The following is a 19966-nucleotide window of genomic DNA, read 5'->3' as shown; positions in this document are numbered from 1 at the left end:
GCGGCAACGCGGCCCGGCTTCCACCCCGGGGCCCGCGCCGGGCCCGCAACTCCCCCCTTTAAATTCATGATGAACAGAAAAGTAGGCGTGGCCGCGCTGCTAACGGCCGCCGCGCTGCTGGGGGCCCCCGCCGGGGCCCGCGCCCAGGGCGGCACCGGCACGTACTGGACGCGCGACGGCTACGGCTACATGCAGGTGCAGGACGGCGAAATCGTGCAGCTCGACGCCCGCGCCCCCGCCCAGCGCACCACCCTCGTGGGCAAGGCTGCGCTGGTCCCGCCCGGCCAAAAAGAGCCCCTGGCCATCCGCCGCTTTACTTTCAGCGAGGCCGGCGACAAGGTGCTGCTGAACACCAACACCAAAAAAGTGTGGCGCTACGACACCCGCGGCGACTACTGGGTGTACGACCTGAAGGCCAAAACCCTGAAAAAGCTGGGGGCCGGCCGGCCCGAGTCGTCGCTGATGTTCGCCAAGTTCGCGCCCGACGGCGGCCGCGTGGCCTACGTGAGCGGCCACAACCTGTACGTGGAAGACCTGGCCGGCGGGCCCCCCCGGGCCCTCACCACCGACGGCACCGAGCACCTCATCAACGGCACCTTCGACTGGGTGTACGAGGAGGAGCTGGACTGCCGCGACGGCTTCCGCTGGAGCCCCGACGGGCGGGCGCTGGCCTACTGGCAGCTCGACGCCACCAAAACCAAGAACTACCTGATGCTCGACACCACCGACGCGCTCTACCCGTTCACGGTGCCGGTGGAGTACCCCGTGGTGGGCGAAGACCCCAGCCGCTGCCGCGTGGGCGTGGTGCCCGCCGCCGGGGGGCCCACGAAGTGGATGGACGTGCCCGGCGACGCCGTGCAGCACTACCTGCCGCGCATGGAGTGGGCCAATAATTCCACCGAACTCATCGTGCAGCAGCTCAACCGCCGCCAGAACGAGAGCCAGCTGCTGCTCTGCACCGCCCAGACCGGGGCCGTGAAATCCATTTACACCGAAACCGACAAGGCCTGGGTGGACGCCAAAGAGGGGGCCGTGGGCTGGGACTGGCTCGACCACGGCAAAAGCTTCGCCTGGCTGAGCGAGAAGGACGGCTGGCGGCACCTCTACGCCATCGGCCGCGACGGCCAGGAAAAGCTGCTCACCAAGGGCGACTACGACGTCATCAGCCTGGAGGCCGTGAACGAGCCGGAGGGCCAGGTGTACTTCCTCGCCTCGCCCGCCAACGCCACCCAGCGCTACCTGTACCGGGTGCCGCTGAAGGGCGGGGCCGCCGTGCGCGTGACGCCCGCCGCCCAGGCCGGCACCCACAGCTACGAGGTGTCGCCCAACGGCAAGGTGGCCCTGCACAGCTTCTCGAACACCGCCACCTTCCCGGTGGCCGACGTGGTGAGCCTGCCCGCCCACGAGCGCCTGAGCGGCGGCGAGGTACCCGCGCGGGCCAAGGGCCTGGTGCCCCCCAAGGCCGAGTTCTTCCAGGTGAAAACCGCCGACGGCGTGACGCTGGACGGCTGGATGGTGAAGCCCACCAACTTCGACCCCACCAAAAAGTACCCCGTCGTTTTTTACGTCTATGGCGAGCCGGCCAGCCAGACGGTCGTGGACCGCTTCGGCACCGGGGCCAACCGCCTCTACCAGGGCAGCATGGCCGACGACGGCTACCTCTACGTCTCGCTCGACAACCGGGGGGCCCCCGCCCCGCGCGGCCGCGCGTTCCGCAAGGCCATTTACCACAACATCGGGGCCCTCAACATCCGCGACCAGGCCATGGGGGCCCGGGAAGTGCTGAAAAACAGCTTCGTCGACACCAGCCGGGTGGCGGTGTGGGGCTGGAGCGGCGGCGGCTCGTCCACGCTCAGCCTGCTGTTCCAGTACCCGAAAATTTACAAGACCGGCATCTCCATCGCGGCCGTCGACAACCAGCTCAACTACGACAACATTTACCAGGAGCGCTACATGGGCCTGCTGCCCGAGGACCGGCACTTTTTCGTGGACAACTCGCCGCTGGCCCACGCCAAAAACCTGCGCGGCCACCTGCTGCTCGTGCACGGCACCGGCGACGACAACGTGCACTACAACAACGCCGAGCAAATGATTAACGAGCTGGTGAAGTACGACAAGCCCTTCCAGCTGATGACCTACCCCAACCGCACGCACAGCATCTCGGAGGGCGAGGGCACCAGCCGGCACCTGGCCACCACGTTCACGCAGTTTCTGCGCACCAACTGCCCCCCCGGCGGCCGCTGAAGCCGCCCCGGAAGCCCGGCGGGCCCCGGCCCGCGCTGGAAACAGTGGGCGGGCGTACTACCTTGCTGCTGAAACCGTTTGGCCGCCCGGCGGCCGGTCTTATTCCCTCCACCCCCCAACCCCCGTTTTCGTCATGGAAGATATGTTCAAGAAGTTCGTCAACGCCGGCGTGGGCTACCTGGCCCAGGGCAACAAGCTGATGCAGAGCGCCATCGAAACGCTGGTAAAAGACAGCAAAATCACGGAGCTGGAGGGCAAGAAAATCGTGGAAGAGCTGCTGAAAAGCAGCGAAACCAAGCGCACGGAGCTGGAAAAACAATTCAAAGGCCTCACCGACCGCGTGAAGGAAAGCGTGGGCCTGGGCGACAAGCCCAAGAAAGCCGCCGCCAAAAAAGTGCCCGCCAAGAAAACGGCCCCCAAAACCGCCGCCAGCGTGGCCAGCAAAGTAGCCGGGGCCACCAGAAAAACCGCCGACAAAGTGGGGGCCGTTGCCGCCGCGGCCCAGCACTCGGCCGCCAAGGTCGTGCCCGCCAAGGCCCCCGCCAAAGCCGTGGCCGCCGCCAAGCCCAAAGCCGCGGCCAAGGCCAAAGCGCCTGCCAAACCCAAGGCCGCCGCTAAGCCCAAAGCCGCCGCAAAGGCCGCGTCCGCCCCACCCAAGGAATAAGTTTTCGCCCCGCCGCGAAACAAAAAATCCGTTTGCCGCCCGGCAGCGGATTTTTTGTTGGCTAACGTTCACGAAAAAGCCCGCCGCCCGCCGCCGTAGCTTGCCGCCCCAACCCCAAAAAACGAGCGGAACCCCAAAAATCCGTTCAATCCGCGGTCCATGTTCAAGAACACCATTTCCAACCTCACGCGCCTGAAGGAAGTGGGGGAGGTGCTGCTCAAGTACGGCTTCGAGGACGTGGTGACGACCACGCCCCTGCGGCGGCTGGTGGGCGCGAGCCGCCGCCTGAGCTGGCAGCGCGCCGAGCGCACCGTGTTCGACACCACGCGCTGGGAGCGGGCCCGCCTGGCGATTGAGGAGCTGGGCCCCACCTTCATCAAGCTGGCCCAGGCCCTGAGCAACCGCGCCGACTTGCTGCCCGAGGCCCTCATCGACGAGTTCGAGAAGCTGCAAAGCAACGTGCCGCCCTTCGACGTGGCCGTGGCCCGCCAGCTGGTGGAAACCGAGCTGGGCCGGCCCCTGGCCGAGGTGTTCAGCGCGTTCGACGACGTGCCGGTGGGCTCGGCCAGCATCGGGCAGGTGCACCGGGCCCGGCTGCGCACGGGCGAGGACGTGGTGGTGAAAATCCAGCGCCCCGGCGTGCAGGACAAGGTGCGCGGCGACCTGGCCCTGCTGCACGAGCTGGTGCGCCTGACGGGCAATTTCCTGCGCAGCCAGGGCCTAGCCAACCCCCAGGACGTGGTGGACGCCTTCGAGCGCAGCATGCGCAAGGAGCTGGACTACACCGCCGAAGCCCGCTCGATGGAGCAGTTCCGCAAGCTCTACGCCGGCTACGCCAACTTCTACGTGCCCCGGCCCTACCGCGAGCTGAGCACGGCCAAGGTGCTCGTCATCGAGTACGTGGACGGCTGCAAGATTACCGACCGGGCCCAGCTCGAAGCCTGGGGCCTGAGCCCCGCCCGGGTGGCCGAAACGGGCATGGACATCTACCTGACGCAGATATTTGAGTTCGGGGTGTTCCACGCCGACCCGCACCCGGGCAACGTGCTGGTGCAGCCCGACGGCCGCATCGTGCTCATCGACTTCGGCATGGTGGGCAAGCTCACCAAGCAGCAGAAGTACGCCTTCGCGGGCGTGTTCATCGGCATGGCCCGGCAGGACGCGCGCGGCATGGCCGCCAGCTTCCGCCGCCTGGCCCTGACGGCCGAAATCCCCGACATGCGGGCCTTCGAGGGCGACCTGGGGCAGCTCATCGAGGACTTCGCCCTGCTCGACGTGCAGGAGATGAGCATGAGCGACCTGGCCGACGGCCTCCAGACCGTCATCTACCGCTACAAGCTGCAGGTGCCGGGGGCCGTCTTCCTCATCCTGCGGGCCCTGGTCATCCTCGAAGGCATCGGCAAGGTGCTGCACCCCAGCTTCAACACCTTCGAGTTCGTGCGGCCCTACGGGGCCCGCATCGTGCGCGAGCAGTACTCGCCCGAAAACGTACTTAGCGAAGCCGAGTACACCGGCACCCAACTGCTGGCCCTGCTGCAAACCCTGCCCGCCGACGTGCGCCAAATCGTGCGCAAAATCAGCAAGGGCGAGCTGCGCGTGAAGGTGGAGCTGAGCGGCTACAACACGCTGCTGCGCAAGGCCGACCAGCTCGTGAGCCGCACCATTCTGGGCCTGCTGTGCGTGGCCGGGCTGGTATTCTCGGGCTTCACGCTGGTGGGCCACTACGCGCCCGCCATGCGCTACTACCGCGGCCTACCCGAAATCACGTGGTGGAGCCTGGGCATCACGGCGTTCTTTCTGCTGATTTTGCTGCTGCTGGGCACGCGACGGGAGCGGAAAGCGTAGCTGGGTTTTGGGGGTAGTTCAGGGCTGAAATTAATTTCGAATGGCCATGAATGTTGATGTTGAGAAGGTGCATACCATCGAACAGGTACTGGGTATCCACGACGAGGAATTGTGGGGCCAGCTCCGGCACATGGTTGACGAATTGGTGCTTCGCTTTGACGAAAAAAGTGCACCTGCCCCAATGACGGAAGAAGCATTCTCGGCTCGAACGGATGCTTCCGAACAGGCTCTACAGCAAGGGGAGACCGTTTCGCACGAGGAAATCGTGGCTCATTTTCGTAGTCGGCTCCAGCAGTGGCAGGGCTAGCACTAGAGTAGGAATAGTAATTAGCGGGTCCGAGGGCACCAGGGCGGGCGGCCCAAAGGCCTCCACCAAGCAGGACCTTTCCAAGGCCCAAGCGGCCAAGACGCTTTATTGGCAGCAAGACAAAACCGTGGCCGAAATTGGGTAATTATTCGGCGTCGGCCGGGCTACCATTTACCGGTATTTAGCGCATTTAGCCGTCCCTGCCGGTGGCAGTATGGAAGCAGCCCCTGGTACTTAACGCAGGATTTACCCATCCCCCTAAAAGGGAACCGAGGGGGAAAACCACAGCTGAAACGCACTGCCGGCTCCCGCTACGGAATGGACCTGAATGCTGCCCTGGTGCAACTGCATGATTTGCTTGGCCAGGCTAAGCCCAATCCCGGAGCCGTTGAGCCGAGTGGTGAAAAAAGGAATAAAAATGCTGTCCAGCACATCGGCGGAGATGCCACTCCCATTGTCTTTGACCTCGATAACTACCCGTTCCTGTTCATCGGACCAGGCGAGCAGGCTAATATGAGGGGTAGGGGTTTGCGCGAGCGCCTGCGCCGCATTAAGCATCAGATTAATGAGTACTTGCTCCAGCAGGTGGCCGTCGGCGTGCAGGGTAAGGTGCGCAGGCCGGACGCTAAGAGTGACCTCGATGCCTTGTGAAGCCAACTGCTCCGCCAGGAGCTGCCGGGTGGCCTGGAGCAATTCCTGCACATAAAGGGTTGTGCGTTGCGGTGAGGCCAGGGTGCTAAAGTCGCGGTACACTTGGGCGAAGCGCAGCAGCCCTTCGCTGCGCTGCTGGATGATGCGAATGCCGGTGCCCACGTCGTCGAGCAATTCGGCGGAGACTTCCTGCTGCCGGGCGCGCTGCACGTGGCGGCCCAACGAATCGGCCAGCGAAGCAATGGGGGCGACCGAATTCATGATTTCGTGCGTCATAACCCGCAGCAGCTGCTGCCAGGCGGCCGTTTCGGTATCGGCCAGGGCTTGGCTCACGTTTTTGAAGGCCAGCAGGGTAAACGCTTCGCCACGTAGCTTAAAATGCGTGGCGGACACGAGCAGCTGCACCGTTTGCAGGCCCACCGTCAGCTTCACCACCACGGGCTGGCCGGGCACCGCCCGGCAGATGGCCTCGTACAGGGCCGGCTGCCGGGCTTGCAGCGTCCGGATGTTTTTCAGGTACGGCAGGTGCAGCGTCTGTTTAAAGGCCTCGTTTACCCAGGCCACGGTGCCCACCGCGTCGTAGGACACAATGCCCGTATCGAGCAGCGCCAGGATGGTTTGCAGGTACTGAAACTGCCCTTCCTGCTCGGCCCGCAGCTCCCGAAACGTGGCGTTTACCTGGTTGAAGGCCTCGTGCAGGGGCCGCAGCGACGCCGAAACGGACGGCACCGGGTACTGCCGCGAAAAATCCCGGTACTTCAGGGCCAGGGTAAAGTCGGCCAGGGCCTGCTGGCCACGCGTCAGGTAGCGGGCCAGGTCCAGGACTAGGATTACCAGCAGCACCAGGGCTCCCAGGGCTAGCCCGTAAGCGTGATGTAGCGCGGTGTACTCGCCCCCGCCCAATGCGGCCACCAGCAGTACCAGCCGTCCCAGCAGGCGGAAATCCAGGCTATTAAATATCATGCTTATCGAGCCGGCGGTAGAGGGCAGTGCGCGTGAGGCCCAGCTCCTTGGCCGCTTTGGTAAGGTTGCCCTGGTGGCGCTCAATGGCCTGCTGGATGGTGTTTTTTTCTACTTCCAGCAATGGTAACGGGTTTTCGGCCATAGTTGCGGCTTGCGCTGCCGCCGCAGAAGCAGCGGCCGATTCGGGACTCCGAAACGAGAAATCGGCCGGATGTAGCACAGGGCCGGCCCCTAGGATAACGGCCCGCTCCACAGCGTGTTGCAGTTCCCGCACGTTACCGGGCCAGTTATACTCCCGGAGCTTACGCCGGGCAGCGGCACTGAATTCCGGCACGGGTTGCCGGTTGCGGGCGGCGTACACTTGCGCGAAGTGCTGGGCCAGCAGCTGCACGTCGTTGTCCCGTTCGCGCAGGGGCGGCAGCGTGATTTCGACCGTGTTGAGGCGGTACATCAAGTCCTGGCGAAAGGTGCCGCGGGCTACCAGGGCGTGCAGGGGGGCGTTGGTGGCCGACAGCAGCCGGATATCCACCGGTACGGGGGTGTTGCTCCCGACGGGCACCACCTGGCGGTTTTGCAAGGCCGTGAGCAGCTTGGCTTGCTGCGGCAGGGCTATGTTGCCAATCTCGTCCAGAAACAAGGTGCCGCCGGTGGCCGCCTCAAACCGGCCCACGCGGCTGGCCTGGGCATCCGTGAACGCGCCCTTGGTGTGCCCGAACAGCTCGCTTTCAAACAACCCCTCGCTGAGCGCGGCCACGTCGGCGGCCACGAAGGGCTGAGCAGCGCGGCGCGACTGCTCGTGCATGGACTTGGCAACCAGTTCTTTGCCTGTGCCATTCTCCCCGAGCAGCAGCACGTTGGCTTCGGTTGGGGCGACCTTTTCAACGATGGCGCGCACTTCCTGCATGGCGGCCGACTCGCCGAGTAGCGCGGTAGCCGCGGCTGGCCCGCCTACTTTTTTCGGGGTGCCGCCGCTTTTGCTGCCGGGTTTAGGTTGGAGGGCGGCGGCCAGCGTTTGCAGCAGCTGGTCGTTGTGCCAGGGCTTGAGCAGGAAGTCGGTGGCGCCAGCTTTGAGGGCGCGCACCGCCGTGCGCACGTCGCCGTAGGCCGTAATGAGGATAACGGCCGTGGTGGGGTTGTGCTCCCGGATGCGGTCCAACCAGTAGAAGCCCTCGTTGCCCGTCGCCTGGCCGGCGCGGTAATTCATGTCGAGCAGCACGGCGTCGAAGGGCTGCTGGCGGAGCAGCGAGAGCAGCAGCTCCGGGTTGCGCTCCGTCACAACTTCCCGCACCTCGCTTTTGAGCAGCAGCTTGAGGGCGAACAGCACATCGGGCTCGTCGTCTACCACCAGAATGCGGGCGTGCTTAAGATTCATGAAAAAGGCTGGGTAAAACGGGGTCCGCTCAGAAAACGGGAAATATAACGCGTTAAAGGCTGAGAAGAGGGGGTGGAGCTAATTGCCCGTTTCAAAACCCCTGAGTCGGAGGTTTTGCCCTATTTGTTTAATAACACCCTACTACGGGCACTGGCAAGCAAGAACTCCTCAAACACGACTTTGCCGGCTACTGGTCGCGCCGCATTAGCGAGGAGCATCGGCTGATTTATCGCTTTGAAGCCGACTTGGTGCATGTGGTTCAGTTGGTCGATACTACTACACGGCTAAGTAGGGCTCTAAGGGCTTAAAAAAGGCCTTCTCTTTCCTTTTGCTGAGTGGTTACCCCCTCAGCTTTTCTAATAGCTGGGCTTATAACGTTTATTGAACGTTCGTTTAGAAAACGTGACAAGCGCAAAAAAGACCGTTTGGTTGAACCGGACTTCACTCTTTATTAATGGCCGTCAGTAGCCCGTTTGCGGTAGTTGCGAGCATCATGCTGCATCAGTTGCAACAGTTCTTGCCGGGACGCCTCGTCCAGTCCGGGTAACCGGGTAAGGCTAATCACCATCTTATCGACGGAGCGGAGCGAATCTTGCGCCATTTGATAGCTCGACAGCTGTGTATCAATAACCCCCTTCTGGCTAATGAGCATCCACGTCGGGCTCGTGTGATTACCAACTTCGTCGTAAACCGTAAGCAGGGCATACCGACCGTTGGAGGTAAGCTCTTGAAAAGAGCAAAAATCGTGCGCCTCGTAGGGCCGGCGGCGGGTATCGACCTTAAGAATTAGTGTGGCGTTGACCACGGCCCGCGTTTCGCGAGTGAGGTGCAGGTTGTCGACCTGGATGCACTTTTCGGGCGTGGCCACTAACCGATTCTGCCCCGCACAGGCCGTTAAAAGCGCCGTGGCCAGCAACAGCCAGCGTGTGAAAAGAGTCATGGAGAAAGAAAAGCTGGGCCGTATTCTCAACCCAAATGTACCGCCGGTTGAAATTACCCTCTTCTGGGTGTTTTTAAACAAATAGGGCAAAACCTCCGACTCGGAGGTTTTGAAACGGCCAGTTAGCTCCATACCCTCTTCTCAGCCCTTAACGTGCTATGTTTTTCGTCTTCTGAGCGGACCCTGAAACGTAAAAGTAGGAGTTGGCAGGCACCTGCCCCAACTCAGGCTACATAAACTGTGTGGGCCTGGGAAAGGACTGGTTTTCAGTCGTCCAACCCATTTCGTGTCCGGCGGCGGATTCAGGTTGTATCAGAACCGAACGGTCAACTGTATCAAAACCGGACGCTCGGCAGCAGCTGGCAACCCGGGCTTAAAAGCAGACTGCTGATTAGCAATAATTTGCGAGAAAGGCACCGTTCTTGGCACCTCTAGTTTATAGCTTTTTGCGGCTATTACCTGCGCCGAACCGAATGGATGTCCTGATACCGAAGAACAAATGGTCGTTTGTTGCCCGCTGGTGGTGGCTGGGGGCCCTGGTGCTGGCGGGCACGGGCGCGGCCAGCCGCTACTGGCCCCGGCCGGGCAAGCGGTTGCACGTCGCGGCCAGCCGGCTGACCATCAGTCCCGTTGCGCGGGGTAATTTTCAGGAATTCACGGCCATCGACGGGGTAGTGCAGCCGCTGCGCACCGTGTACCTGGACGCGGCAGAAGCCGGCACGGTGCAGCAGGTACTGGTGGAAGAAGGCACGACCTTGACGGTGGGCCAGCCCCTGTTGCGGCTGGCCAATCCCGACTTGCAACTGGAAATGGTGAACCGCGAAACGGCCGTGTACGACCTGATGAACAACCTGCGCAACACCCGCAACCAACTGCTGCAAAACCGCATCCTACGCCAGAATCAGCTGGCGGACATTGACTTTCAGCTGGCCGAGGCCCGGCGGGTATTTGACACCAACCAGGTGCTGTATGACCAGAAAGTGATTGCGCAGCAGGACTATTTGCAGAGCCAGAACGCCTACCGCTACCAGCTGCGCCGGCGGCAGCTGACGCAGCAGACCCTGCGCCAGGATTCGGTGGCCATGCAGCAGCAGCTGGGCACCATGCAGGAATCGGTGCAGCGCATGACCAGCAACCTGGCCCTGATGCGGCGCAAAATGGACGATTTGCTGCTGCGGGCCCCGGTCGGCGGGCGGCTCAGCTCGCTGGCCGCGGAAGTGGGCGAGGCCAAAACCCGGGGCCAGCGCCTGGGGCAGATTGATGCGCCGGAAGGCGTGAAACTGCACGCCGTGGTGGACGAGTTTTACATTGCCCGCATCGGAACCGGCCAAGTGGGCGAAGTGGTGGTGGAGGGCCAGGCCTACCCCCTGCGCGTGACCAAAATCTTCGCCCAGGTGGCCAAAGGCCTGCAAATCGACCTGGCCTTTACCGGCGCCCCGCCGCCGGGCCTGCGGCGGGGCCAGACCCTACCCATCCGACTGGCGCTGAGCGCGAAGGCCCCGGCGGTGCTGCTGCCCAAAGGCGGGTTCTACCAGCAAACCGTGGGCAACTGGGCGTTCAAGCTGGGGGCCGACGGCACCCGGGCCCAGCGGGTGGTCATCCGGCTGGGCCGGCAGAACCCCGACTACTACGAAGTGCTGGCCGGCCTGCGGCCCGGCGACCAGGTTGTAACCTCCAGCTATGAAGGGTACGCCGACCAGCAGGAGCTGGTGCTGGATAATGGCCAGCCGTAGGTATCGCAGTAATTGATGTTAGACAGTTGGGTGTCGCCCTCCGCGACACCTCACCCCCTAGCCCCCTCTCCAAAAAAGAGGGGGAACTAGTTTCTAGTGCTAGAGCTAGTTTTTAGAGCTAGTTCCCCCTCTTTTTTGGAGAGGGGGCTAGGGGGTGAGGTGTCGCGGAGGGCGAAGACGCCAGAACTTAACAGCTACCAAAAATTATACAAACCTTATGATTAAGACCGAAAACCTGGAAAAGGTGTACCGCACCGAAGAGGTGCAAACCAAGGCGCTGAACCACGTCTCGCTGACGGTGGAGCAGGGGGAGTTTGTGGCCATCATGGGCCCCTCGGGCTGCGGCAAATCAACGCTGCTCAACCTGCTGGGCCTTCTTGATGAGCCCGATGGCGGCAGCCTGCAACTGCTGGGCACCGAAACCAGCCGCTACTCCGAGCGGCAGCGGGCCGAGCTGCGCAAGCGCAGCCTGGGCTTCGTGTTTCAGAGCTTCAACCTGATTGATGAGCTGACGGTGTTTGAGAACGTGGAGCTGCCCCTGCGCTACCTCGGCGTGGGGGCCGCCGAGCGGCGGCAACGGGTGGAACAGGTGCTGGAAAAAATGCAGCTGCTGCACCGGCGCAACCACTTTCCGCTGCAACTCTCGGGCGGCCAGCAGCAGCGCGTGGCCGTGGCCCGCGCCGTGGTGAACGCCCCGCCGCTGCTGCTGGCCGACGAGCCCACCGGCAACCTCGACTCGGCCAGCGGCCACGACGTGCTGGGCCTGCTGACCGAGCTGAACGAGGCGGGCACCACCGTGCTCATGGTCACGCACTCGGAGCACGACGCCCGGTACGCCCGGCGCGTCATCCGCCTGCTCGACGGGCAGGTGGTGCTGGAAAACAGCCGCAGCCAATTCTAACCGATTCCTCCCCCTTTGGCTCATGCTTCCCTACCCCCTGCTGCTGCTCTACCGCAACTTTAAGCGGTTCAAAAGCACGTTCTTCATCAACCTGGTTGGCCTCTCGACCGGCCTGGCCTGCGCGCTGCTCATCTACCTGTGGATTAGCGACGAGCGCAGCTTCGACCGCTACCACGCCCTGGATGGCCGGCTCTACCAGGTGCTGGAAAACCGTCGCACGGCCGCCGGCATCGCGACCCAAACCGGCACTGTGCCGCTGCTGGCCGAGGCGCTGCGGCGGGAAATGCCGGAAATTGAATTCGTGGCCACCACCACGCCGGTCCCGTTTTTCCCCCCGTTCACGCTGGCGGCGGGCGGCCGGCAACTCACCGCCGTCCCCAAATACGCGGACTCGGCCTTCTTCCAGCTGTTTTCCTACCCCCTGCTGGTGGGCACCCCCGCCACGGTGCTGCGGGACAAACACGCCATTGTGCTCTCCGAAGCCCTGGCCACCAGGCTCTTTGGATCGCCGCAGCGCAGCCTGGGCAAAGCCGTGAAATGGCAACTAGCCGCCGATAGCACGCAGACCAGCCTGGTGGCCGGGGTGTTTGCCGGGGTGCCCCGCAACTCGTCCGAGCAGTTTGACTTCGTGCTGCCGTTTGCCTCGTTCAGGGACCGGATGCAGATGAGCGAAACCATCAAGTGGGACGACGACGGCCCCTTTACCACCTACCTGGCTTTGAAGAAGGGGGCCGACCCCGCGCAATTTCAAGCCAAGCTGGCGGGTTTGCTGAGGACCAAAAGCGCGCAGGCCCAGGCCCGGGGGCGCACGCTATTCGTGCGGCCGTTCGCGGCGGGGTACCTGCACGGCACCTACGAAAACGGCGTTGCCACCGGGGGGCGCATTGCCTACGTGCGGCTGTTCGCCCTGATTGCCGGACTCATTCTGGTGATTGCCAGCATTAATTTCATGAACCTGTTCACCGCCAAGGCCTCGCGGCGGGTAAAGGAAGTGGGCATTCGCAAGGCCCTGGGGGCGAGCCGCGCCGCGCTGATAGTACAATACCTGACCGAGTCCGTGGTGATGGCCTTGCTGGCCCTGGTTGTGGCCGTGGGGCTGGTGCAACTCGTGCTGCCGCAGTTCAGCGCGCTCACGGGTAAGCCGCTGGCCTTGCGGTGGGAGTGGCCGCTGGTGGCAGCCAGCTTGGCCCTGGCGCTGGGTACGGGGCTGCTGGCGGGCAGCTACCCCGCGTTCTACCTGTCGGGGTTTCAGCCGGCGGCCGTGCTGAAAGGCAAGCTGCCGACCCGGGCCGGCGACGTGTGGACGCGGCAGGGCCTGGTCGTGCTGCAATTCACGCTCTCGGTGCTGTTCATCGTGGCCGTGGTGGTCGTCAACGCGCAGCTGGCGTTTGTGCAGCGCCAGCCGCTGGGCTACGACAAGGCGCACGTGCTCCGCTTTGATGCGGCCGGCAAGGCGGCGCGCCAGCCGGCGGCGTTTCTGAGCGAGGTGAAGCAATTGCCCGGCGTCGTGCAGGCGTCCAGCGTCTCGGGCGGCTTCCTGGGGGGGCACTACGTCGCGGAGATGAGCTGGCGGGGGAAGCGCCTTCCCGTGGGGACGATGCAGGTCAACTACGACCTGGTAGAAACGCTGGGCCTGCACCTGGTAGCCGGCCGCAGCTTTGCGCCGCAGTTCCGCGCCGACAGCGCGGGTATCCTCGTCAACCAGACCCTGGTGGCCGGCCTGGGGATGCCGGACCCCGTGGGCCAACAACTCGACGGGTCCCGCATCGTGGGCGTGGTCCGCGACTTCCACTACGAGTCCCTGCACGAAAAAATCAAGCCCCTGCTCCTGCGGCTCGAACCCCAGGTGCTCATGGGCACTATCTACGTCAAGCTCCAGCCCAATGCGGAGCAGGCCACGATTGCGCGGCTTCAGCAGTTGTACGCCGCCTACAACCCCGGCTTTACGCTCGACTACACGTTTCTGGATGCCGACTACCAGGCGCAGTACGTGGCCGAGCGGCGGGTAGCGGTGCTCGCCCGCTACTTCGCCGGGCTGGCCATCCTCATTTCCGCCCTGGGCCTGCTGGGGCTGGCCGCCTTCACCGCCGAGCGGCGGCGCAAGGAAATCGGCATCCGCAAGGCCTTAGGTGCCAGCGAGCTGGGCATCGTCTGGCTGTTGACCAGCAGCCTGACCGGGCTGGTCGTCGTGGCCATTGCGCTGGCGCTGCCCCTGAGCTACCTGCTTCTGCAGCGGTGGCTGGAAGGCTTTGCCTACCGCGTGGCGTGGCAGTGGTGGTACTTTGCCGCCGCCGGCACGGGGGCCCTGCTCATTGCCTGGCTCACGGTGGGCGTGCAGGCCTGGCGGGCCGCCCGCCGCAACCCCGTGCTGAGTCTGCGGGCTGAGTGAGCGGCAAATAGCTGCTTAGCCCACCACGTAGCCTTCGACGCCCAGGTACGAGGTGATGGCGTTGGCGAAGCGCATGGCATCCGCGGCCTGGTCGTCGCTGAACTTGCCGGCCACGATGGCCCGGCGCGACTTCGGCACCGACAGCAGCACGATGCGGGAGCGCTGGGGGCCGGTGGCCGGCCAGCTATCGGTCTTGTCGAGCTGCGAAAACGGCTTCACCACCACCTTGCTCACGCGCGGCAGCGACTGCCAGTCGCCCCAGGTGAACCCGAAGAAGGACTTGAAGTGCCGGAAGCGGCCGTTGACCGGGTCCAGCGCCAGCTGTTCGGCCCGGTCCACGAGCAGCAGCGCCGCGAAGCCCAGCAGCAGGGCCAGCATGACCACGGAGGGCCGCAGCGTGCCTAGGGGCGCGAAGGCGGCCGTGGCCGCCAACACGGTGCCGGCCCCGGCCAGGTACTGGCCGTAGCGCTGGGTGGTGGCACCTTTCACTTGCAGGTAACGAGTAAAGTAATGGGGCATGGGGTGGGTGGGGGTTAGGGTGGAATAGTACAATTTTACCAGCTGTTAACCAGTGCGTTAGGCATAAATATAGGTTGATTAAATAATGCTTTCCAACAATAAAAAGAAAGGCCCCGAAACTTTATAGTTTCGGGGCCTTTAAGTAAAAATTAATACTATTTCTGGGCTTATTTCAGTTGCATGTCGTCGATGATGGCCTGAATTTTCTCCTTGGCCAGGCGCTGGGCCAGTTCAAAATCGACCACCGATTTCAGGGGCTGGCGCACGCTAAAGTAGAACTTGATTTTGGGCTCGGTGCCGCTGGGGCGGGCCGAAATCTTGCTGCCGTCTTCGAGGATGAACTGGAGCACGTTGGAGGCTTCTAGGCCGGTCGGGGTTTCGGTGCCGGTGCGCCGGTCGTGGATTTTGCCGGTCTGGAAGTCGCGCACCTCCACCACGGGCTGGCCGGCCACTGCGGCGGGCGGGTTGGCCCGCAGGCCGGCCATCATCTCCTGGATTTCCTCGGCCCCGCGCTGGCCTTTCTTGGTCAGCGAAATCAGGTCTTCCTGGTAGAGGCCGTAGCGGGCGTACATCTGGGCCAGCTCCTCGTAGAGGGTGCGGCCCTGGTCTTTGGCCACGGCGGCCATTTCGGCGGCCAGTGCGCAGGCCGACACGGCGTCCTTGTCGCGCACAAAGTCGCCGATGAGGTAGCCGTAGCTTTCCTCGCCGCCGCAGAGGTAGTTCTCCTCGCCCGCCAGGTCGCGGATGAGGCCGGCGATGTACTTAAAGCCGGTGAGCGTGTTGTAGCTCTTCACGTTGTACTGCCGGGCGATGTCGCCGACGACGTCGCTCGTGACGATGGTGTACACGATGAAGTCGTTGGGCCGCAGCTGGCCGGCGCGGGCGCGGGCCGAGAGGATGTAGTTGGTGAGCAGGGCGGCGGTCTGGTTGCCGTTGAGCAGCACCCACTCGCCCTTTTCGTTTTTCACGCCCAGGCCCACGCGGTCGGCGTCGGGGTCGGTGGCGAGCACGATGTCGGCGTCGAGGCTTTGGGCCAGGTCGAGGGCCATTTGCATGGCCGATTTCTCCTCCGGGTTGGGGCTCTGCACGGTGGGGAAGTTGCCGTCGGGCGTGGCCTGGGCCTCCACCAGGTGCACGTTGTCGAAGCCGAAGCGTTGCAGGGCCCCCGGCACCAGCATCACGCCCGAGCCGTGCAGGGGCGTGTACACAATTTTTAGGTCGTGCTGCCGCTGGATGGCGGCGGGGTCGATGCTCAGCTGCACGACTTCGGCGAAGTACTGCTCGTCGAGGTCGTGGCCGATGAGGTGGATGCGCGACTCGTCGGCGGCAAATTTTACCTCCCCGATGTCAGTGATGCGGTTCACCTCCTCGGTGATGTTGCGGTCGTGGGGCGAAACCACCTGGGCCCCGTCGTTCCAGTACACCTTGTAGCCGTTGTACTCCCTGGGGTTGTGCGAGGCCGTGATGACGCAGCCGCTCTGGCAGCCCAGCTGCCGGATGGCAAACGACAGCTCGGGCGTGGGCCGCAGGCTCTCGAAGAGGTAGGCCGTGATGCCGTTGGCCGAGAAGATGCCCGCCGCGATGCGGGCGAACTCGGGGCTGTTGTTGCGCGAGTCGTGGGCAATGGCCACCTTAATTTCCTGGCCCGGGAAGCTCAGCAGCAGGTAGTTGCACAGGCCCTGGGTGGCCGTGCCCAGCGTGTAGCGGTTCATGCGGTTCGAGCCGGGGCCCATCACGCCGCGCAGCCCGCCGGTGCCAAACTCCAGGGTGCGGTAGAAGGCGTCGGTAAGGGCCTCGTCCTGCCCGGCGTCGAGCTGGGCGCGGATGGCGGCCTGGGTGTCGGCGTCGTAGGCGGGCGTGAGCCAGGCGGTTACTTTTTGCTGGATGTCGGGGGCGAGGGCCATGGGCAAGCGGGAGGAGAAAGAGTAGGGAAAACAGTGGGGGCAGGGGGGCGAAAGCGGCGGAGCCGCCGCCCGTCGCTAAACGGCAAGCGGGCCCCCGAAGATACCGGCCGGCGCGAATCCAGCCCAAAAGCCACGAATTCAAGCGCGGGTTACCGAATGGCCACCTTCTGCGACAACGTGCCCGCCGCCGACTGGGCCCGCAGCACGTACACGCCGGCCGCCACCGCCGCCACGTCCAGGGCCTGGGCGGTGGCCCCGGCCCGCAGGCGGCCCGTGGCTACGGCGCGGCCCCGCAGGTCCAGTAGCGTCAGGGCCACCTCGGGCCCGGGCGCGGCCCGCTCGATGCGCAGCAGGTGCGCGGCGGGGCTTGGGAACACGCGCAGGCCCAGCCGGGCCCCCGGGCTGGCCGTCGCCGTCACCACCGCCCGGGGCAGCCAGGGGCCCACGTTCAGGGCGTAGAGGCGCGGCGGCACCACCAGGGCCCCCACCGCCACCCGCTCGTTGCTGAGCAGCAGCCGGGCCGGGCCCGCGAAGCACAGGCCCTCGGCTTGGCCGACGAGCAACGCGCTGGGCAGCTCGATGCGCCGCTTGTTGCCCCCGAAAAAATTGGTGCCGGCAAAGTCCGTTAGCAGCCACGCGAAGGTGGCCCCGGTGGTGTCGTCGTAGCCCAGCAGGGCCGCCGCGCGGCCGTCGGGGCGGATGTCGGCGGCGGTAATCAGCCCCTGCACGTCGAAAGTGGCCTTGAGGTGGGCCACGTGGGTGCCGGGCGCGGCCGGCACGGTGTAGTAGCGGGTGCGGTGGTCGGCCCAGTCCTTGGTGAACAGGTGCAGCGAGTCGCCCCGGTAAAACAGCGCCTCGCAGTCAAAGTTGTGGTTGTTCACCCCGCCGCCGAACACGGTTTGGTCGGGAAAAGAAAAATTAATGGCCTGCGCCGACACCGTGTCGGCCCCGGCCAGGGGGCCCGCCAGCGGCACGCGCAGCACCCGCAAGTCGCGCCGGTCGCCGGAGTTGTTGCCGAAGTCGCCCACGTACAGGTGGCCCGCGTCGGCGGTGATGTCCTCCCAGTCCACGTTGGGGAAATTGACGACGCGCACCCGCTGCGTGGCCCGCCCGCTGGCCGAGTCCAGGCGGAACAGTACCGGTGGGTTGCCGCTGTCGTTGAAGGTCCACAGGGCCCCGCCGGCCAGCTGCAGGCCCGAGGTTTCGGGCACGGCGGCGTCGAGCAGGGCCTTGGTAAGTACGGCGGTGGCGGCGGGCGGGTACCGGCACGAGCCGTCGTTGGCGCGGGCGGCGGGGTCGTAGTTGGTGGCCTGCGGGTCGGGGCAGCCGCGCTGGGCCAGGGCCGGGCCCGCGCAGGCCAGCGCGAGCAGCAGCAAGCCGGTGGTTTTCATGGCGCTAAAAGTACGGCGGGGCCCCCAGTGCCGTTCGGTGGAGCCCGGTTACGGATTTAGTAGCAACTTTGCGTCCGTACCGCACCCGGGGGGCACCCGCTTTTTCTCTGCCTTATATATGAATACGGAAGACCTGAACCTCGCCCTCGTGGCCCTCATCGAAAAGAAGGCCGAACTGCACACGCTTACCTACGACGATGCCCGCTACGACGAAGTGGAGGAGGCCCTGCACGACCTGGAAGACGACTTCAACGACGAGTACGGCGACTACCTCGAAGCCGCCCTCGACAAGGTGCACGGCGACCTGAAGTCGGACACCGACGTGCTACTGCCCACCGCCTACCTGCCCAGCGACCCGGGCGCGGCCCCCTCGCCCAAAGAAGGCGTGTGGGTCGATTCAGAAAAATACCCTGGCAAGGAAGCCCGTATTACGCTCATCCCCAACCCCGTGCGCATCATGCTCACGGTGGGCAAGCAGGTGCAGCAGGAGCTGTGGAAGGCCTAGCCCCCGCCCTGTACCGCCTCGCCGACCTGCCCGACTGGGAGGCGGCCCAGCAAACCGGCTTTTTCGCCAGCGCCGACCTGGCGGCCGAGGGCTTCATCCACACCTCCGAGCTGTCGCAGGTGCTCGAAACCGCCCGCCGCCACTACGCCGGGCGCGGGGCCCTGGTGCTGCTCGAAATCGACGAAGCGGCCCTGGCCGCGGCCGGTGTGCGCGTGGAGCGCGAGTGGGCCCCCAAGCGGGGCGAGTTCTTCGCCCACGCGTTTGCGCCCATTCCGGTGGCGGCGGTGCGGCGCACGTGGCCTTTTCGGGAAGACGCGGCGGGGGGCTTTGCGCTGCCGGTTGATTTGGAAGAGTAGCCCGTTTTCGCTGGTTCCTACCCCGGGTGGAAACGACGGTTTTTTGTTGAAGCCGCTGCCGTGCGCCGCTGCCCGCTCCCCTTTTGAAATTACCGGCCCCGGCCATACCCGACCCGGGTGTGGCCAGTCGTGTTTCTATATCGTTGCGTAAAGTAATCGATTCAGTATAATCGATATATTGGGCCGTTATTCATGTAGCGCACGCTGGCTCAGCTTTAAAGATTCCTTATTCAGCCGTATGGAAATCGCTCCTGTTTCTACCGTTAGTCTCCCTCCCACTGACTATAAAGCAGTTCCGCGCGGCAATACGCAAATAAACGTAAACCGGGAGGTACTGCGGTACCTGCTGGAGCGTTCGGGGCTGGGACCCGCGAGCCGGGCGCTGGACGCGCCCTGCGGCAAGGGCGAGTTCCTGGCGGTGTTGCGCCGCTGCTGGCCCGGGGCCACCCTGGCGGCCTGCGACCTGCTCCCCGAAGGCCCCCCCGTGCCCGGCCTGCGCTACCAGCAAACCGACCTGACCCAGCCCTTCGACTTGTCGGAAGGGCAGCCCTTCGACCTGGTGACTTCCATCAGCGGCGTCATGATGTTCGGCAACACGCGCAATTTCGTGGCCAGCTGCGCGGCCCAGCTCCGGCCCGGGGGGGTGCTGATTATGACCAACGACAACATATTGGCGATGCGCGACCGGGTGTCGTACCTGCTGCTGGGCCGGGTGCGGCACTTCCCGCTGCTGTTCGACACCGACGAAAACATGCCGCAGCTCGTGCAACAACAAGAACTAAAGCGCTTGTTTGAGGTGAACGACGTGGAGTTGCAGGAAGTTATCTACACCGCGCTCTACCCCAAAGACTGGCTTTTTATGCCGCTGGCCCTGCTGCTCTACCCGGTGCAGTGGCTGTACCTGCGCCGCTTGCCCCACGGCACCAGCCAGAAGCTGCGCCACCAAATGTTTGGACTCAGCTCGCTGCTGAAGCGCCACTACATTTTCATTGGCCGCAAGCGCGCCGGCTAGGCCGTCACCAAGCGGAGACTTCCAGGGTGAGCACGGGCACACCGAGTAAGACCCACCGTATAATTGCGCCGGCCTCGCGGCGCACATGGCCGTTTCGGGAAAGCGCGGCGGGCGGCTTTGTGCTGCCAGTTGATTTGGACGAATAGCCTCAGTCGAAAATAAGAAAGGCTACCGTAACTAGGAAGTGTTAACAGTAGGAGTTATGTTTGAGCATGGACTATTTACTGACGGACGCGCAGTGGGCGCGGATTGCGCCGCTGTTGCCGGGCC

16 protein-coding genes and 1 pseudogene are annotated in these 19966 nt (G+C 64.3%); 11 read left to right on the top strand and 6 right to left on the bottom strand.

The window, feature by feature from the left end; all coding sequences use genetic code 11:
- The first annotated feature begins 66 nt into the window (after positions 1–66).
- The 4 genes from HNP98_RS21150 (at position 67) to HNP98_RS21135 (ending at position 5060) form a co-directional block, all read left to right on the top strand.
- Positions 67–2244, top strand: coding sequence for a S9 family peptidase (locus HNP98_RS21150; RefSeq protein WP_217425866.1), 2178 nt, complete (start codon positions 67–69; stop codon positions 2242–2244).
- A gap of 133 nt (positions 2245–2377) precedes the next feature.
- Positions 2378–2908, top strand: a complete 531-nt coding sequence (locus HNP98_RS21145; protein WP_173812179.1) for a hypothetical protein — start codon at positions 2378–2380, stop codon at positions 2906–2908.
- Between the two features lie 159 nt (positions 2909–3067).
- Positions 3068–4753 (top strand): ABC1 kinase family protein, encoded by a 1686-nt coding sequence (locus HNP98_RS21140; RefSeq protein ID WP_173812178.1) that lies wholly within the window; start codon positions 3068–3070, stop codon positions 4751–4753.
- A gap of 46 nt (positions 4754–4799) precedes the next feature.
- Positions 4800–5060, top strand: a complete 261-nt coding sequence (locus HNP98_RS21135) for a hypothetical protein (RefSeq protein ID WP_173812177.1) — start codon at positions 4800–4802, stop codon at positions 5058–5060.
- A gap of 258 nt (positions 5061–5318) precedes the next feature.
- On the opposite strand, the gene HNP98_RS21130 is transcribed toward HNP98_RS21135, so the two are convergent.
- Together HNP98_RS21130 and HNP98_RS21125 are read right to left on the bottom strand one after the other, a co-directional pair.
- Positions 5319–6674, bottom strand: coding sequence for a sensor histidine kinase (locus HNP98_RS21130; protein WP_173812176.1), 1356 nt, complete (start codon positions 6672–6674; stop codon positions 5319–5321).
- Entirely contained in the window at positions 6664–8046 is a 1383-nt protein-coding gene (locus HNP98_RS21125; RefSeq protein WP_173812175.1) for a sigma-54-dependent transcriptional regulator, read from the bottom strand. Before HNP98_RS21125 ends, HNP98_RS21130 begins: the two co-directional genes overlap by 11 nt.
- 149 nt (positions 8047–8195) lie before the next feature.
- On the opposite strand from HNP98_RS21125, the pseudogene HNP98_RS22120 reads away from it, so the two are divergent.
- Positions 8196–8354 (top strand): annotated as a pseudogene (locus tag HNP98_RS22120) (type II toxin-antitoxin system YoeB family toxin); the annotation flags it as partial.
- A 143-nt stretch (positions 8355–8497) separates the two neighbouring features.
- On the opposite strand, the gene HNP98_RS21115 reads toward HNP98_RS22120, so the two are convergent.
- On the bottom strand, positions 8498–8986 hold the full coding sequence (locus HNP98_RS21115; protein ID WP_173812174.1) for a hypothetical protein: 489 nt from the start codon (positions 8984–8986) through the stop codon (positions 8498–8500).
- A gap of 473 nt (positions 8987–9459) precedes the next feature.
- Between HNP98_RS21115 and HNP98_RS21110 the strand changes: the two genes are divergently transcribed.
- The 3 genes from HNP98_RS21110 to HNP98_RS21100 all read left to right on the top strand — a co-directional run bounded on the left by HNP98_RS21110 (position 9460) and on the right by HNP98_RS21100 (position 14009).
- Complete coding sequence (locus HNP98_RS21110; RefSeq protein WP_173812173.1) at positions 9460–10719, top strand: efflux RND transporter periplasmic adaptor subunit; 1260 nt, start codon at positions 9460–9462, stop codon at positions 10717–10719.
- 217 nt (positions 10720–10936) lie between these two features.
- Positions 10937–11620 carry an ABC transporter ATP-binding protein gene (locus HNP98_RS21105; RefSeq protein WP_022821726.1) on the top strand — a complete coding sequence of 228 codons (684 nt, stop codon included), beginning with the start codon at positions 10937–10939 and terminating at the stop codon, positions 11618–11620.
- A gap of 22 nt (positions 11621–11642) precedes the next feature.
- The gene (locus HNP98_RS21100; RefSeq protein WP_173812172.1) at positions 11643–14009 is read left to right on the top strand and encodes an FtsX-like permease family protein; all 2367 of its coding nucleotides are present in this window, start codon (positions 11643–11645) and stop codon (positions 14007–14009) included.
- Positions 14010–14024: 15 nt separating this feature from the next.
- On the opposite strand, the gene HNP98_RS21095 is transcribed toward HNP98_RS21100, so the two are convergent.
- The 3 genes from HNP98_RS21095 to HNP98_RS21085 all read right to left on the bottom strand — a co-directional run bounded on the left by HNP98_RS21095 (position 14025) and on the right by HNP98_RS21085 (position 17823).
- A complete protein-coding gene (locus HNP98_RS21095) occupies positions 14025–14528 on the bottom strand; it encodes a hypothetical protein (protein ID WP_173812171.1) in 504 nt (167 codons plus the stop codon).
- 167 nt (positions 14529–14695) lie between these two features.
- On the bottom strand, positions 14696–16432 hold the full coding sequence (locus HNP98_RS21090) for a phospho-sugar mutase (protein WP_173812170.1): 1737 nt from the start codon (positions 16430–16432) through the stop codon (positions 14696–14698).
- A 149-nt stretch (positions 16433–16581) separates the two neighbouring features.
- Positions 16582–17823, bottom strand: coding sequence for a T9SS type A sorting domain-containing protein (locus HNP98_RS21085; RefSeq protein ID WP_173812169.1), 1242 nt, complete (start codon positions 17821–17823; stop codon positions 16582–16584).
- Between the two features lie 118 nt (positions 17824–17941).
- On the opposite strand from HNP98_RS21085, the gene HNP98_RS21080 reads away from it, so the two are divergent.
- From HNP98_RS21080 to HNP98_RS21070, 3 genes are all read left to right on the top strand, one after another.
- Positions 17942–18328, top strand: a complete 387-nt coding sequence (locus HNP98_RS21080; RefSeq protein WP_173812168.1) for a hypothetical protein — start codon at positions 17942–17944, stop codon at positions 18326–18328.
- Positions 18316–18684, top strand: coding sequence for a DUF952 domain-containing protein (locus HNP98_RS21075; RefSeq protein WP_173812167.1), 369 nt, complete (start codon positions 18316–18318; stop codon positions 18682–18684). Before HNP98_RS21080 ends, HNP98_RS21075 begins: the two co-directional genes overlap by 13 nt.
- 238 nt (positions 18685–18922) lie before the next feature.
- Complete coding sequence (locus HNP98_RS21070; protein ID WP_173812166.1) at positions 18923–19696, top strand: class I SAM-dependent methyltransferase; 774 nt, start codon at positions 18923–18925, stop codon at positions 19694–19696.
- Positions 19697–19966 lie beyond the last annotated feature (270 nt).

The organism is Hymenobacter caeli (assembly GCF_013294115.1).
GTDB lineage: Bacteria > Bacteroidota > Bacteroidia > Cytophagales > Hymenobacteraceae > Hymenobacter > Hymenobacter caeli.
Note: the sequence above shows the minus strand (reverse complement) of the source record. Positions and strands in the feature narration are given on the sequence as shown.

Coding starts and splice junctions, on each gene's coding strand:
- HNP98_RS21125 (WP_173812175.1), bottom strand. CDS start 8,046: ATGAATCTTAAGCACGCCCGCATTCTGGTGGTAGACGACGAGCCCGAT.
- HNP98_RS21110 (WP_173812173.1), top strand. CDS start 9,460: ATGGATGTCCTGATACCGAAGAACAAATGGTCGTTTGTTGCCCGCTGG.
- HNP98_RS21095 (WP_173812171.1), bottom strand. CDS start 14,528: ATGCCCCATTACTTTACTCGTTACCTGCAAGTGAAAGGTGCCACCACC.
- HNP98_RS21135 (WP_173812177.1), top strand. CDS start 4,800: ATGAATGTTGATGTTGAGAAGGTGCATACCATCGAACAGGTACTGGGT.
- HNP98_RS21090 (WP_173812170.1), bottom strand. CDS start 16,432: ATGGCCCTCGCCCCCGACATCCAGCAAAAAGTAACCGCCTGGCTCACG.
- HNP98_RS21070 (WP_173812166.1), top strand. CDS start 18,923: ATGGAAATCGCTCCTGTTTCTACCGTTAGTCTCCCTCCCACTGACTAT.
- HNP98_RS21140 (WP_173812178.1), top strand. CDS start 3,068: ATGTTCAAGAACACCATTTCCAACCTCACGCGCCTGAAGGAAGTGGGG.
- HNP98_RS21130 (WP_173812176.1), bottom strand. CDS start 6,674: ATGATATTTAATAGCCTGGATTTCCGCCTGCTGGGACGGCTGGTACTG.
- HNP98_RS21105 (WP_022821726.1), top strand. CDS start 10,937: ATGATTAAGACCGAAAACCTGGAAAAGGTGTACCGCACCGAAGAGGTG.
- HNP98_RS21085 (WP_173812169.1), bottom strand. CDS start 17,823: ATGAAAACCACCGGCTTGCTGCTGCTCGCGCTGGCCTGCGCGGGCCCG.
- HNP98_RS21150 (WP_217425866.1), top strand. CDS start 67: ATGATGAACAGAAAAGTAGGCGTGGCCGCGCTGCTAACGGCCGCCGCG.
- HNP98_RS21145 (WP_173812179.1), top strand. CDS start 2,378: ATGGAAGATATGTTCAAGAAGTTCGTCAACGCCGGCGTGGGCTACCTG.
- HNP98_RS21100 (WP_173812172.1), top strand. CDS start 11,643: ATGCTTCCCTACCCCCTGCTGCTGCTCTACCGCAACTTTAAGCGGTTC.
- HNP98_RS21080 (WP_173812168.1), top strand. CDS start 17,942: ATGAATACGGAAGACCTGAACCTCGCCCTCGTGGCCCTCATCGAAAAG.
- HNP98_RS21115 (WP_173812174.1), bottom strand. CDS start 8,986: ATGACTCTTTTCACACGCTGGCTGTTGCTGGCCACGGCGCTTTTAACG.